Origin of the sequence: Pseudomonas sp. 2725, assembly GCF_050434585.1 — a bacterium.
In the GTDB taxonomy this organism is placed as follows: domain Bacteria; phylum Pseudomonadota; class Gammaproteobacteria; order Pseudomonadales; family Pseudomonadaceae; genus Aquipseudomonas; species Aquipseudomonas jessenii.
In genome coordinates this window covers 753,844-768,525 of sequence record NZ_JBNDIV010000001.1, presented here as the reverse complement: position 1 = coordinate 768,525, position 14,682 = coordinate 753,844, and the positions used below count along the sequence as shown (strand labels likewise).

Below are 14,682 nucleotides of genomic sequence, written 5' to 3'. Positions count from 1 at the left end.
CTACGCAAAGAGCGCGTGACGGCCGACAACTTACTCCCGCAGCGTCTCTGGTGAAGTGATCGCTTGATCATTTCCACTCAACCAGAGATTGACGTTTTCGACACTTTCTTCCGATAACTTTCCGGCCCAGCGATTCAGGATAAAAAGGTTGGTTATAAAGTCGTATTGAGTCTTGAGCAGATCGCGACGTGCTTTGAATTCGTTCTGCACAGCGGTCAAGACATCCACGGCATTAACCACGCCATAGGTAAATGCTTTTTCAGCAGCAATGCGCGATTGCTCGGCCGAGGCCAATGCATTGCGGCTGGCGTGGATCTTTTCCACGCTTGAGTCTGCAGTCAAATACGCGTTTGTCGTTTCCTTGACCACCTGCCGACGCGTCGCTATCAATTGCTGTTCTGCGGTGAGCTGATCCTGATACAGCTGCCTTACCCGCGCGGACGTCGTGCCACCGCTATAGATCGGTATCTGTACTCCCACACCCGCGACATAGCTGTCGGTCTGTGGCGCCAACGAATTGTTGTAGCCTTCGTTGCTCTGCTGCGCGCTCAGGTTCAGATTGACCGTGGGATAGTGCCCGCCCTTACCTTCGCGCAAGGCAGCCTCTGCTGCTTCCTGTGCATTTTCACTGGCCTTGATCGCCGGGTTGTCGGCGATCGCCAAATTGACCCAACTCTCCAGGCTTTCGGCGGACACCTTCAATTCGACGTCATTACGCACACGACTCAGCTTCTCTTTGACCGGTCGTCCGATAATTTCCGACAACGCAACACGGCTCAGGCTGGACTGGTTACGCGCTTCGACTTCCTGGGCAGCCAGCGAATCGACTCGGGCCTGGAGATCCAGCAAATCGGTAACCATCGCCAATTGTTTGCTGTAAAGCGCACTGACCCTGTCGAGGTTCTTCTGGGTAGCCCTGCGTTCGGCCCGCACCAATTCAAGTTCATCATCGGCAGCCAGCGCAGCGAAATATCGCTGTGCAAGATCCACCGTGGCCTCGGCCTGAGCCTCTTTTGATTCGGAGTCAGCCTGCTTGGCCAGGCTTTTATAGCGCTGGTAGTTTTCCCAGGCAGCCTTGTTATACAACGGCTGGGTCAACCCCACCGAATAATTGCGACTGTCGTAGGCCTCGTCGATTTGAAGGTTGGACTGTTTGATCCGGTTGAAACCCGCGTTGGCCGTCACCGAAGGCAACAGACTGCCAAACGCCTGGTTTTGCTGCTCGACCCCGGATTGAGCCTTGGAGTAAGAGGAGATCACCCGAGGGTCCTCCAGGCGCGACTCGCGGTACAACTGCATCAAGTCGACCGAGTAGCTCTGTTTACTGACCGAAGCTGTTTGCGGCGTAGTGATAGAGGGTCGGGCGGTGGGCGCTTCAGCAGCATGGACAGGCAATGCCATCGAACCCAAAACCAGGCAGGGAAACAGACGCACGATCACTCCTCGATCATTGACTGGGCGATAACGTCACGTGCCGGCTGCATCAAGTATTGCAGCATGGTGCGCTCTCCGGTGTTGATCAATACGTCTGCCGGCATGCCCGCCAACAGCTTGCGATCTCCCAGCTTCCGCGCGCCCTCCCCCGTCACACTGATGCGTGCCAGGTAGTACGGCGCACTGGTTTTCTCGTTGATCAAACGATCGCCGGATACACTCGTCACTCGACCTTCGATGACAGGTGTCGTGGCCGTGTTAAAGGCGCTGAAGCGAATGTCCGCCAACTTGCCGATAGCGATTCGGTCGATGTCATTGGGCGAAACCTGCGCCTCGACCACCAGGTCGGAAACGGATGGAACGATATCCAGCAAGGGCGTAGCGGGTCGCACAACGCCACCGATGGTGTGAACCGTCATGCCAATCACCATCCCGTCTTCCGGAGCGCGAATAATCACCCTGCTCAGGCGATCTTCCAGCGCCGAGGCTTTTTTCTGCAGGTCGTAGGCCTTGGTCTGGGTCTCTGCCAACTGCTTGGTAACGTCGGCGTTGAAGTCCTTGTCGATCTGCAGGATCTGCAACTGGGTTTCGTTGATCTGCAACCTGGTCTTGATGTTTGTCGAGCGGTGATCCGCCACTTCAGACTTGAGCAAGTCCAGCTTGCGCGCCTGTTCCAGCATCCGCTGTTTGTCGACAAAACCCTGGGCCAGCAACTCTTTCAACTCGGCAATTTCGCCGCTGTAGGATTCCTGCAAGCTGGTCTTGGTACCGATCATGGTGTCGGTTCCCTTGATTTGCTGATTCAACTGACCAATACGCTCTTGCAGGACCGAGATTTGCCCAAGTCGCGAGCTACGCCGCGCGTTGAACACCTGCGTCTCGCCGAAACGCGCCTCATCACTGCGCTGACTGTCGGAATTGACATCGCTCGGGAAGGCAATTGTCGGAAGGTTATCCCGCTCGGCGAGCAAGCGCGCCTCCGCCGTCCTGGCAGCGATCAACTGGCTACGGGTCATCTCGTATTCGGAGCGCAGTTGAGCGTCATCGAGCACGATGATCGGGTCGCCCTTCTTTACGACATCGCCGTCATGGGCAAGCAGGTCCTTGACGATGCCGCCCTCCAGATGCTGCACCGTCTTGCGATACGTTTGCACGGTAACGACGCCCGGCGCGTAGGCCGCACCGTCGAGTGGGGCAAACGTCGCCCACCCGCCGAACAGGCCGAACGTCACCAGTACAATGAAAAATCCTGTTCGGCGTATAGACATGTCGGACGTGGGCAGATCTGCGAAAGTATCGGCAGGAGTAGCGAGCGTACGGTTCATCGAGAGTTTCCTGTCAAACGTCGGTCGACACGACGTCTGTGCCGGCCCAGGCAGCCGGCTTTTGCTGGGCGGCCAATTGAGGCGCATTGAGTTGCGCGAGGACCTGATCCCGCGGGCCATACAGGCTGATGGTGCCGGCGTTCATCACCAGCAAGCGGTCGAGCTGGGCCAGGATCGAGGTCCGGTGGGCGATGACGAAGACCGTCGCCCCCGTGAGTTTCAAATGTTGCAGCGCCAACGCCAGCGCACGTTCACCGATCTCGTCCAGGTGAGCATTCGGCTCATCCAGAACGATAAGCCGCGGGCTGCCATAGAGTGCCCGGGCCAGCCCGATACGCTGACGTTGCCCACCCGACAGATTGATGCCCCCTTCGCCAATGACCGTATCGTAGCCATTGGGCAGCATCAGAATCATTTCGTGGACACTGGCGGTCCTGGCCGCCTGCACCACTTTATCCGGATCAACGACACCAAAACGCGCGATGTTGTCGCTGATAGTGCCTTCGAACAATTCAATGTCTTGCGGCAAATACCCGAGGTGCGGCCCCAATTGGCTTCTGTCCCAATTGGCAATATCGGCGGCATCCAGACGAACGACCCCAAGCTGTGGTTTCCACACGCCCATCAAGGCCTTGCCAAGCGTCGACTTGCCCGAGGCGCTTGGTCCGACAACACCGATCATGGCGCCTGCCGGTGCGTTGAAACCGATGCCTTTGATGATCGGGGTCCTTGATCCCGGAGCCCCCAGCGTGAGGTTCTCTACCGTCACATGTCCGATTGGAGCGGGCAATTGCATCCGCTCCGGCTCGGCACTTTGCTGGTCGAGAACGCTGTTCAGGCGTGCGTATTGTGAGCGGGCAGCAATGAATCCTTTCCAACTGCCGATCATCAAGTCCAGCGGCGCCAGCGCTCGCCCCAACAGCACGGAACCTGCGATCACCAGCCCGGGGCTGATCTCATGGCTGACCGCCAGATAAGCGCCAAGGCCAAGAATCAGTGATTGAACGAGCAGACGGAAAGTCTTTGATATCGATGTGATGATCCCGCTGCGATCGCTGGCTCGGGACTGCAACAACAGCACGTTCTTTTGACGCAGACTCCAGCGTGACATGAGGGAGTCAAGCATGCCCATGGACTCGATCACTTCGGCGTTGCGCAAGTTCTTGGTGGTGTGCAGTGTCGCACCAATGCTCTGCTTGTTGGCCTCCGCCAGAACTTTGCCCGTGGATTGCTCATTGATACTGGCCAGCGCCAGCAAAACCACCGCACAACCGATTGCCGTCCAGCCATACCAGGGGTGAAACAGGAACAGCACTGCGATATAGATCGGCAACCACGGAGCATCAAAAAACGCGAACATACCGTTCCCTGACATGAACTGGCGCAGCCCGGTCAGGTCGCTGAGCGACTGGGCCGACGCATCCATGCCACCGCTGTCCAAGGCCCGTTTGAAACTGGCCCTGTAGACATCACGGCCAAGCAGCACGTCGAGCCTGGTGCTGACACGAACCATGATCCGCGAGCGTACCCACTCCAGCAGGCCCATCGTCACGAGCAGGAAGGTCAGGATAATGGTCAACATGACCAGCGTCGTCAGGCTGCCGCCCGTGACGACCCGCCCGTAGACCTGAAGCATGTAGAAGGTCGGGACCAACATCAGTGCATTGATGAACAGACTGAAAAAACCCACCGATATGAAGCTGCTCCTGCAGGCCCTCAGGGCTACTTGCAGGCTGTTTTCGGGTGTACTGCGTATCATCTCGGAACTGACAACCTGGTGTATTGATCGGGGGATTGCGGGGCGCGCGAGTGTATCACCTGAGCAACGCTTGCAGAATGAAATCGCCAGTATTCCGGCAGAGCAATGCAATCGACGAGCAGCACTCGCCCTTACTCTCTGAAGATTTATAATTACGATATGGCTAATAATGGTTCTTTAACATACCGCCCAAAGAACTGTAACATATGTGAAACTTTGGCCAGCAACGCCGTTTGCAGAACGATTCGGGTATCGGGAGCGGCCACCCAATCAATATGGAGTCACTTTTGATCAATTATTTTTCTTTAATCGCCGATATCGTCCGGGAAGAAGCAGCTGCAACCGGCGCGTTGCTGCAAGACGTCGCCCGCGAACTATTGGCCACCAATACAACTCACTCGGATGGAGCCTGGTGGGTTGCCCACGGCAATGACCCTTTCTATACCGCCGAGCAAATTTACAAGACCGTCACAGGCGACCCGACTGCCGAACGCGCAGAACTTCTGTGCGGCAACATGGTTAACGTATTCAGCGGCCTCTGCGCGGAGCTTGGCCTGCAAAAACGCACCATCTGGACGTACGCAGACTCCCAGGGATACTTCCAGGGACATACCTACATTGAAGTTTTCAATACCACAACCAACAAGTGGGAAATCCAGGACGCGGACTATAACGTCTATTACACCGACGTTCGAACGGGCGAGCGTGTCGGTGTCAAAGACATGATGAACGCAGACGATATTGAAAACTTCATTCCTCATAATTCCAGTGTATCCGGATGGTCAGAGACAGGCGCAGAAGGCTTGCGCCTGGCCAATCTCTATGCAGCGCAAGTAATCACTTCAGAGCATAAGCTCTATACCAGTAGCGACAGTCTGAGCGACACCTTGCTGGACAGCATTGCCAACTCCCTTAGTGGAGTTTTTGACTATACGGTAGTAACCGCTCCGGGCGATCCAACCGTCACGCACTTTACCGATAGCAACGCAACCACCGAAAACTCACGAGCCACGATAACAGGGACCGCGGGCGCAGACTTCATTTCATATGACGGCAGTTCGATCAGCCCGGTGTTCGCCAATCTGATCGGAGGAGAGGGTAATGACACGCTCGCTCTACATTTTTCCGCTGGTCAACTCTATGGCAACGCAGGCAATGACGTCCTGATTGGCGGAATGCGGGCGGATCTCCTGGTCGGCGGTACAGGTGATGACTACATGTCCGGCGGAGCCGGTGCAGACCAGTATGCGTTTTCCAAGGGCGACGGCTTCAACGATATCGTCGACAGTTTCGGTGTAGGAGCAGATCAACTCGTTTTCCTCGGCGTCAGCGGTGCCGGCGGTACGGGCCGCACACAAATTTCGCAAAGTGATTTCAACTTGAGGGTCGATCAGACAGTAACCGAGGACGGCGTCTATCTTCGCTATGACATCGATGGCGATGTACGTTTCGATGGAGGGATGTTGCTCGAAGGCCGTACGAACCTGCTCACCGCCAGCGACGCTATTTTTATGTTCAACGCTGACCCCCTCAAAGACTTCAAAACCATGGCTGCCACTGGCAATGCCGGTTACGGGTACGCCGATCAAATCTTCGGCGGCAGCTCGGCAGACAAGATCCTCTACACCGGCACCTCAGGCGCCATACTGGCTGGCAGTGTCACCGGTATAAACAGCGGCAATGACGTCATCCAGTCTCGTTCGGATGCAAACTGCTCGCTGAACGGTCACGATGGCAACGACGTATTGATTGGAGGTAACGGAAGCGACTTCATCGTCGGCGGTACCGGTAACGACCTGTTGATCGGCGGAAACGGTCACGACTTCTTCACATTCACCGCGGGCTCGGGCTCAGACACCATCCAGGACTTCAAACAAGGTGAAGACACCCTGTATATCTACGGCTGGACGGCTTCTACCAAGGCTGTGACGCAAACGCTGCAAGACAACGGGCTGGTTGTGACTTTCGACACCGCCGGCGATGGCGCTCACGGTGGCAATATCACGCTACTTGGCCAGACGACCTTGCTGAGCAATACCGACATGTTGTTTGCCTGAGTTCGGGTGATCAGCCCATCGGGCATTAGTTTCGCTAAAGAAAAAGGCCGATCAATGATCGGCCTTTTTCGTTGAATCACACCTCAGTTCACTTCGATCCTGTCGCGGTTTTTGTCCAGAATCGCCTTGCCGATACCCTTCACCTCCAGCAATTCGTCAACTGACGCAAAAGCACCATTACTTTCACGATAAGCAACAATCGCTTTCGCTTTGGCCTCGCCCACTCCAGCCAGCTCACGTTGCAGCGTAGGTGCATCAGCACTATTGAGGTCGACTTTGCCGGATTGTGCCTTGGCGACCACATCCTGCGCCAGAGGCGCATTCGTCACCTCAGGTGCCTTGGCAGGTGCGGCGATTGCCGTAAGAGAGACGCTGGTGAGCAAGGCGAAAACCAGAGAGTAGAAACTGCTTGTACGCATTAGGGAAGCTCCATGCCATCGTTTGAGAAAGCGGCCTTTCCGAAGCCGCTCTCCAAACTTAGGCGATGCTATTGAACTGTCAAAAATGTGTACGTTACCGGATATGAAACAATCAGGGTTCCAGGCGGCGCTGCTGGTAGATCCAGTCAACGATCTCACCGTCCGGGGTGTAGCCGCTGACAGTGTCACGCAACAGCTGGCGGACGCGCGTATAGTCGTCCTGGTCCACCGCAGCGAGCAACTCGCTCAACTTGCCCTTCAGCAAATCCCAGGACAGGTGATCCTCGTTGGCCGTCATGATCATCGGGTGCTGTGTGGCCGCCACGTTGTCACCGATCAGCAGCTCTTCGTAAAGCTTCTCGCCCGGACGCAGCCCGGTGAACTCGATAGCGATGTCGCCATGCAGGTTTTTTTCCGAGCGCACGCTCAGGCCGGACAAATGGATCATCTTCTCGGCCAGCTCGACGATCTTCACCGGCTCGCCCATGTCCAGGACAAAGACATCACCGCCCTGTCCCATGGAGCCCGCCTGGATCACCAACTGTGCCGCTTCAGGGATGGTCATGAAGTATCGAGTGATCTTCGGATGCGTGACCGTCAGCGGACCGCCCGACTTGATCTGTTTGTGAAACAACGGAATGACCGAACCCGATGATCCCAGGACGTTACCAAACCGTACCATCGTGAAGCGCGTTTTGTTCACACGGGAAACATTGCTCGTATCACCGAACAACACCGGGGCCAACTCACGGCTCAGCGCTTGCAACGTCAACTCGGCGAGGCGCTTGGTGCTACCCATGACATTGGTTGGTCGCACGGCCTTGTCGGTGGAAATCAGGACAAAGTTGGCCACCCCTGCCTGGAGCGCGGCCTGGGCCGTATTGAGGGTGCCTATCACATTATTGAGCACGCCTTCGGCAATGTTGTGTTCGACCATGGGGACATGCTTGTAGGCCGCGGCGTGATACACCGTGTCTACTCGCCAGGTTTTCATGACATCCAATAACTTGTCCGGGTTACGAACCGACCCGAGTATCGGCAAAAGACGGATGGACAGCGACTCTCGAGCGATCCGCTGCTCCAGTTCGGACAAGATGGAATAAAGATTGAACTCACTGTGTTCGAACAGTAGAAGCGTTGTCGGGCGCAGCGTCAGAATTTGCCGGCAAAGCTCGGAGCCAATGGAGCCCCCGGCGCCCGTGACCAACACGGACTGCCCCGTGATGCAATGCTCGAGCAAATCAGCCTGGGCCGGGACTGCGTCACGCCCAAGCAGGTCTGCAATGTCTACTTCCTGGATATCATCGACCTTGACCCGGCCGCTGGCCAGGTCCATGAAACCCGGGACGCTGCGAACGTGTAACGGAAAGCCTTCGAGAAACCCGAGAATCTCGCGACGGCGTCCACGGTTGGACGAAGGAATGGCGAGGAGAATCTCCTGAGCGCCAGTGTTGTCGATCATCTGTTGGATGTGCTTGGGCGTGTACACCTGCAACCCGGAGATCACCCTGTCGGCGATTCCGCTATCGTCATCGATAAAAGCAACAGGCCGCATGACGCGCCCCATCCGCAATGCAGTAACGAGTTGATTACCCGCCGCCCCCGCGCCGTAGATGGCCACTTTCGGCAGTCCGTCATCCCGGCTGGTGAACGGGACGTGCTGAGCTGCACTGAACCAGTCGCCCATGAAATACTGACGCATGGCCAGCCGCAGCCCACCGATCATGATCAGGCTCAACCACCAATAGTTGAAAATGATCGAACGAGGAACGACGTTTTGATGATTGCTGTACCAGTACACCACAACGCCAAGTATCAAGGACGATAGTGTCACTGCCTTGATAATGGCAATGAGCGCGTCATTTCCAAAGTAACGCATGACGGCACGGTACATGCCAAAGCGGACGAAAAGAGGAATGGCAATGACAGGTGCACTGACAAAAAGCCAGACGTGCTGAGTGAACGGGTTGACTAACTCGTCCACCCCAAGGCGCACGACAAACGCCATCCACAGGGCACACCAGACCAACGAAATATCGGTCAGAACCTGCAGAATACGCTTATGTCGTCTTGGCAGACTTAACAACCTTGCCCGAATCTTATCCATAACCCCTCTAAACACCTTTCGAAGCTCCTAGCATTGATACAGTAACTACAGCTTTCGGTAACTCACTTGCCGATAAAGCAATACTCAAAAACCAATGCGTCCATCACGCCTTGCCAGCGATTTCCAACTCGCCTGCGTGAAACTTGAAAGCCAGCAACACCAGAGGCACGTAGGCCAGGACCAATCCAGCCATGCCATCGAGATACTGCATGACGACCAATATAGCCACTGGTACTAACCACAACAAATTGATCGCAGCGATTGCCAGCGTAACCGCCCGATGACTGCCATATTTTCGTGAAGCATACTGGTATCCATGGCTGCGATGGGCCTCATAAACCTTGTCCCCCCGCAACAGCCGACGAATGAGGGTAAATGTGGCATCAACAATAAAGACGCCCAACAAAATGAGCCAGGCCCAGAGGAACAGTGGGTTCGTCCATGCCGCATAGAGCGACATCACCGCCAATATGATGCCCAGAAAACCACTGCCGGCATCGCCCATGAAGATCTTCGCCGGCGGAAAATTCCAGACAAGGAAACCCAAGACCGCCATCGCCAGTACAAGCGGAGCAATGGCGAGGCTGCTGTGGCCCGCGATCCAGTAAACCAGGCAAGCACCGACACAGGCGCAAATCGCCTCGACGCTGGCCAGACCATCAATACCATCCATGAAGTTGTAGAGATTGAGCATCCAGACCAGATAGAAGGCTGCGATGACATAACCGAACCAGCCGAGACTGAACTCGTGGCCGAACAGATTGATCGGCGCCATCCCCCCAATCCAGAACAATGCCCAAATGGCACCACCGAAATGCGCAAGCAGGCGCCAACGCGCGGCAATATGCCCATGGTCATCTAGAAAACCAACGATTGCGATCCAGCCGCCGGCCCCCAGCAGAGCCAGTGCCATCGGCCAGGCCACGGCATCTGTCCAGGCCAGGACAGGCAACGCAATCAGAAAGCTCACAACAATAGCCACACCACCACCCCGAGGGGTCGGAACCGAATGTGAACTACGCGCATTAGGAATATCTATCAAACTGCGTGCCAATGCGTATTTGCGCAATGCACCTGTGCCCAAGAATGAAACACCCACCACCAACGCCAACAGCCATATTGTGTTCAAAGGTCAACTTCCTGAAACAGCCAAAACCGATTCTGCAACGAACCGGCACTGTCATAAGCCAGCTTGGCGCTGGCTTTCCTGGTAGTGATTGGCAGTCGACGCAAGCGCATCATCGACGCTGATCGGAAGAATCCAACCCAGCAATTTTCGAGTCTTGCTTATATCGACTTGCAGCGTCTACGACGCTCAGGATTTTGACCAGACAGTACGATTGATGTAGTCGGTATAACTCAACACAACCCGAACTACCTGCTTCGACACAGGACCTGCCTGGTAATCCCTTACGACCGGGATAACGCGCTGGCTGCGATCATGCTGGCTGGTCACGACACGTACGGCATCCAGCACGCCTGCCACTTTCAGACCACTCATGATGAGGGTGCCTTCATCCATCCCTTCCGGACGCTCGTGCGCATTACGAATAGTAATGGCAGGCAGATTCAGCAGCGAAGCTTCCTCTGTGATGGTGCCGCTATCGGACAACACGCAAAACGCCGACATCTGCAACTTGATGTAGTCGAGCAGACCGAATGGCTTCGAGAAACGAATCAATGGGTGATCGAGGGATTCACCAATCGCTTCCAGGCGCTTGCGGGTACGAGGATGCGTGGAAACGATAATGGGATACTGGTACTTGTCGGCCAGGGCTCGCAGGGTTTTAAGCAAGTCGCGAAGGTTTTCCGGCGTATCGACGTTTTCTTCACGGTGAGCACTGATGATGAAGAACTTGTCCTGCTCCAGGCCTTCTCGCGCCAGCACGTCGGAAGTGAGGATTTTCGGCATGTAATAGTCGAGTACCTCCTCCATGTGCGATCCGGTCTTGATGATCGTTTCCGGACGAATCCCTTCAGCGATCAGGTATCGCCGGGCATGCTCTGTCAGGACCATGTTGATATCGCTCAGGTGATCGAGCACCTTGCGATTGAGTTCTTCAGGCACGCGCTGATCAAAGCAGCGGTTGCCGGCTTCCATATGGAACACCGGAATCTTGCGGCGCTTGGCGGCAATGACGGCTAGACAGGTATTGGTATCGCCGTAGAGCAAAAGCGCATCAGGCTTCTCGGCCTCAAATACTTCATCCGCCTTGGAAATCACTTCGGCGATGGTCTTGGCTGCGGTATCGCCTGCAGCACCCAGGAAGTAATCAGGCTTGCGAATTTCAAGGTCATCGAAAAAAACCTGATTCAATTCGAAGTCATAGTTTTGACCTGAGTGAACCAACACATGATTAACCTGCTTATCAAGCTCGGCAATGACGCGGCTCATCTTGATAAGTTCTGGTCGCGTACCGACCAGCGTCATGACCTTAAGCATCAAGTTGCTCCTGAATGTAGTCCAGGTTCAAAAGAACTTTCTTCACGCCTTCAACATCCAGACGCTCAGTATTGTGCGAGGTGTAATCGTCCAGATCGGAAATTTCCTGCTCGCCTTCAACAAAGAACTTCTTGTAGTTCAGGTCACGATTGTCCGATGGAATGCGATAGTAACGCCCCATGTCTTCGGCTTTGGCCATTTCTTCGCGAGAGATCAGCGACTCGTAAAGTTTTTCGCCATGACGGGTGCCAATGACCCTGACGTCATTGTCGCGAGCAAAGAGTTCCTTGAGCGCTTGCGCCAGGTCCTCTACTGTCGAGGCAGGTGCTTTCTGGACGAAAATATCACCTTGCTCGGCGTGTTCGAACGCGTGCAGAACCAGGTCGACGGAATCCTCGAGCGACATCAGGAAGCGTGTCATGTTCGGGTCGGTGACGGTCAGCGGCTCGCCACTTTGCAGCTGCTTGATGAACAACGGGATAACCGAACCGCGCGACGCCATGACATTGCCGTAGCGGGTTGCGCAGATCACCGGGCCTTTAGCCGGGATCATCCGCGACTTGGCAACCATCAGCTTCTCAGCCATGGCCTTGGAAATACCCATGGCATTAATCGGATAGACAGCCTTGTCGGTACTCAGTACAACGACACGTTGCACACCCGAAGCAATGGCCGCATTCAAAACGTTTTCGGTACCCATGACGTTGGTACGCACGGCTTCCATCGGGTAAAACTCGCAGGAAGGTACCTGCTTCAGGGCCGCGGCGTGGAAAATGTAATCCACACCCACCATGGCCTGATCAAGGCTATCGCGATCACGTACGTCGCCGATGTAGAACTTCACTTTGTCATTGGACAAAGCAATGCGCATGTCTTCCTGCTTTTTCTCGTCACGGCTGAATACGCGAATCTCTTTTACGTCGGTATCCAGAAAACGCTTCAACACCGTATGGCCAAACGAGCCCGTACCGCCCGTGATCATCAAAACCTTATTATCAAACATAACTACCTTCTCAAACCTGATTGAATTTAATGATCAACGCAACGCGCGCATCGATTTAACCAATTCCAACCATGAAGGTGGAACGTAACCGGTTGCAGCCTGAAACTTCGAGGAGTCCAGTGAGCGATCTATAGAAAGTTGACTGTCCGCGATGATATCGATTTCCTTTTCGTAAACTTCCGCTACCAGCTTCAGAAGAGACAACTTGTCAATCGGAGCCACCGATACATGGTAAAGGCCATGAAGCTGCGGATTCGGTATTACGTAGTCGTGAATGACACGTGCCAGTTCCGCGGTAGGCAACCCCGAAAAAATAGCCTTTTCATAGCCTTTGACGGCGCCATTCTGGGAAAGAAACCAGTCCACCAGCGAATACTGGCTTCCCAATTCGTGACCAATGATGGAGGTCCGCAGGGTGATCGCATTCGATTCGGCATGCAGCTCGCCAATATACTTCGACTTACCGTAGAGATCTTCCGCGTCGGAGATATCCTCTTCGGTGTATGAACCCTTGCGACCGGAGAACACGCAATCGGTGCTGATGTGAATCAGACGTGCCCCGGACAGCGCACACAGCTTGGCAATTCGGTGCGGCAACATCGCATTGATAGGCAGAGCCGACAGAGGATCCTTGGCATCGGCCAGCTGCTTGATCAATCCAACGCAGTTGATGACGACATCCGGCTTGACCCGTGCCAATACCGAAACCAGGGAGTCATGGTCAAGCACGTCAACGTTACTGATCAACGAACCGTGGGTGTTTTCAGAAAAGTATCTGGCGCCATTCGGGTTGCGCAATGTGCCCCACACCTCAAGGTGCGGGTTTCCGTGGAATTGCCTGAACACCGTGCTACCCAGCATTCCGGTGACTCCTAACACAAGAACCTTCATTTTGACCTGCCTTTCAATTCGTTAATCCTGCTGTGGAGAAGCTCGACCAGGCGCTGGCTTTGCCGCTCCATTTCGAAATGCTCGAGGTAGTACGCTCGCCCTGACTGCCCCAACGATTCCCGTTGTTCCAGAGTCATGCGGAAAAGTTGTTCAATGCTGTTCGCCATACCTTCGGCGTCCTGCGCCGGACTCGTCAGACCAGCCCCAGCCTCCTGAACGATGCGGGCCCCCTCGCCATCCAGTGCAGCAATGATGGGTCGCCCTGCTGCCAGGTAAGCCTGAACTTTACTGGGGATGGTATAGGAGAACGCCTCATTCTGCTTCAACGTCACCAACAAACCCGCTGCCCGGCTGAAAAAATGTGGCATTTCGCTCGCCGGGAAACGTCCGGCAAGGATGAGGTTGTCCAAAGCTCGTGATTGCTTCTGGCTTTCGATCCAGCTCAACATGCTGCCGCTGCCGACCAGAACAATTTTAAGGCCGGATAAACCGCGAAGCTTGTCCGCCACCTCGACGAGGGTTTCAACCGACTGGGCAGTCCCGAGGTTTCCGGCGAAAACGAGGCAGAAGTTATTCTCGAGCTCTGCAAGCAAGGGCGCGGGAATCCGCGTTGGCTCAGTGCTTGGAGGCACGTCCTGATAGGAATTTGGGTAATACACAATTTTACCCGGGTCAGCATAGCGGGCAACCGGTTCACGGAATGCTCGCGACTGAACCAGAAGCGTATCGACGAACGCGTAAATGCCTCTCACCATCCAGCCCGCGGCACGCAGCGCTGTTTTGTTCTTGACGAATCCCGTTGCACTAAGGCTCTCTGGCCACAGATCTTGAACCCATACAGCCAGATGGCTCTTGAGCTTCCACTTCAGATAAATGGCAGGGATGGCCGCCGTAATGGGAGACATTGCAAAGACAAAGATCGCATCGTAATTTTCGCCTTTGACTGCACGCGGGAAGTATCTCAGCCCATTAACGACGAAAGATAAATAATTGAACAGCAGGTTTTTTGCACCCGATGAACCACGAGGCCTGAGCGGTGCGCGACAGATCTTGACCGAAGAGTCGTAGATTTCTTCCTGGTATCCAGAAGCACTGTAACCCTCGAATACAACTCCCTCCGGATAGTTTGGTTTCCCGGTGAGAACCGTTACGACGTGCCCCTGAGCAGTTAAAGTTCTGACCAGATCATTAATAATAAAAAATTCCGGCCAAAAATATTGCGACACCACAAGAATTTTCATCTG

11 protein-coding genes are annotated in these 14,682 nt (G+C 54.9%); 1 reads left to right on the top strand and 10 read right to left on the bottom strand.

Translation table 11 applies throughout. The features are described from left to right. Positions 1–30 precede the first annotated feature (30 nt). From ABIE16_RS03600 to ABIE16_RS03590, 3 genes are read right to left on the bottom strand one after another with little or no spacing between them, the layout of a single operon-like run. Positions 31–1,401 carry a TolC family outer membrane protein gene (locus tag ABIE16_RS03600; RefSeq protein WP_218494510.1) on the bottom strand — a complete coding sequence of 457 codons (1,371 nt, stop codon included), beginning with the start codon at positions 1,399–1,401 and terminating at the stop codon, positions 31–33. 35 nt (positions 1,402–1,436) lie between these two features. After that, positions 1,437–2,759 carry an HlyD family type I secretion periplasmic adaptor subunit gene (locus ABIE16_RS03595; RefSeq protein ID WP_429520574.1) on the bottom strand — a complete coding sequence of 441 codons (1,323 nt, stop codon included), beginning with the start codon at positions 2,757–2,759 and terminating at the stop codon, positions 1,437–1,439. A 13-nt stretch (positions 2,760–2,772) separates the two neighbouring features. Then, entirely contained in the window at positions 2,773–4,515 is a 1,743-nt protein-coding gene (locus ABIE16_RS03590) for a type I secretion system permease/ATPase (RefSeq protein ID WP_429520614.1), read from the bottom strand. A 290-nt stretch (positions 4,516–4,805) separates the two neighbouring features. On the opposite strand from ABIE16_RS03590, the gene ABIE16_RS03585 reads away from it, so the two are divergent. Continuing rightward, on the top strand, positions 4,806–6,575 hold the full coding sequence (locus tag ABIE16_RS03585) for a calcium-binding protein (protein ID WP_429520573.1): 1,770 nt from the start codon (positions 4,806–4,808) through the stop codon (positions 6,573–6,575). An 83-nt stretch (positions 6,576–6,658) separates the two neighbouring features. On the opposite strand, the gene ABIE16_RS03580 is transcribed toward ABIE16_RS03585, so the two are convergent. The 7 genes from ABIE16_RS03580 to ABIE16_RS03550 form a co-directional block, all read right to left on the bottom strand. Further along, positions 6,659–6,994, bottom strand: coding sequence for a ComEA family DNA-binding protein (locus tag ABIE16_RS03580; protein WP_340313567.1), 336 nt, complete (start codon positions 6,992–6,994; stop codon positions 6,659–6,661). 112 nt (positions 6,995–7,106) lie between these two features. Then, positions 7,107–9,101, bottom strand: coding sequence for a polysaccharide biosynthesis protein (locus tag ABIE16_RS03575; RefSeq protein ID WP_340313569.1), 1,995 nt, complete (start codon positions 9,099–9,101; stop codon positions 7,107–7,109). A gap of 103 nt (positions 9,102–9,204) precedes the next feature. Then, complete coding sequence (locus tag ABIE16_RS03570) at positions 9,205–10,230, bottom strand: MraY family glycosyltransferase (protein WP_340313571.1); 1,026 nt, start codon at positions 10,228–10,230, stop codon at positions 9,205–9,207. Between the two features lie 186 nt (positions 10,231–10,416). Beyond that, positions 10,417–11,544 carry a non-hydrolyzing UDP-N-acetylglucosamine 2-epimerase gene (gene wecB / locus ABIE16_RS03565; RefSeq protein WP_340313573.1) on the bottom strand — a complete coding sequence of 376 codons (1,128 nt, stop codon included), beginning with the start codon at positions 11,542–11,544 and terminating at the stop codon, positions 10,417–10,419. Continuing rightward, positions 11,537–12,547 (bottom strand): polysaccharide biosynthesis protein, encoded by a 1,011-nt coding sequence (locus ABIE16_RS03560; RefSeq protein WP_340313575.1) that lies wholly within the window; start codon positions 12,545–12,547, stop codon positions 11,537–11,539. Before ABIE16_RS03560 ends, wecB begins: the two co-directional genes overlap by 8 nt. 33 nt (positions 12,548–12,580) lie before the next feature. Continuing rightward, on the bottom strand, positions 12,581–13,438 hold the full coding sequence (locus tag ABIE16_RS03555; RefSeq protein WP_349734977.1) for a dTDP-4-dehydrorhamnose reductase family protein: 858 nt from the start codon (positions 13,436–13,438) through the stop codon (positions 12,581–12,583). Further along, positions 13,435–14,679, bottom strand: a complete 1,245-nt coding sequence (locus tag ABIE16_RS03550; protein WP_340313579.1) for a glycosyltransferase family 4 protein — start codon at positions 14,677–14,679, stop codon at positions 13,435–13,437. Before ABIE16_RS03550 ends, ABIE16_RS03555 begins: the two co-directional genes overlap by 4 nt. Positions 14,680–14,682 lie beyond the last annotated feature (3 nt).

Coding starts and splice junctions, on each gene's coding strand:
- ABIE16_RS03555 (WP_349734977.1), bottom strand. CDS start 13,438: ATGAAGGTTCTTGTGTTAGGAGTCACCGGAATGCTGGGTAGCACGGTG.
- ABIE16_RS03550 (WP_340313579.1), bottom strand. CDS start 14,679: ATGAAAATTCTTGTGGTGTCGCAATATTTTTGGCCGGAATTTTTTATT.
- ABIE16_RS03560 (WP_340313575.1), bottom strand. CDS start 12,547: ATGTTTGATAATAAGGTTTTGATGATCACGGGCGGTACGGGCTCGTTT.
- wecB (WP_340313573.1), bottom strand. CDS start 11,544: ATGCTTAAGGTCATGACGCTGGTCGGTACGCGACCAGAACTTATCAAG.
- ABIE16_RS03595 (WP_429520574.1), bottom strand. CDS start 2,759: ATGAACCGTACGCTCGCTACTCCTGCCGATACTTTCGCAGATCTGCCC.
- ABIE16_RS03575 (WP_340313569.1), bottom strand. CDS start 9,101: ATGGATAAGATTCGGGCAAGGTTGTTAAGTCTGCCAAGACGACATAAG.
- ABIE16_RS03580 (WP_340313567.1), bottom strand. CDS start 6,994: ATGCGTACAAGCAGTTTCTACTCTCTGGTTTTCGCCTTGCTCACCAGC.
- ABIE16_RS03600 (WP_218494510.1), bottom strand. CDS start 1,401: ATGGCATTGCCTGTCCATGCTGCTGAAGCGCCCACCGCCCGACCCTCT.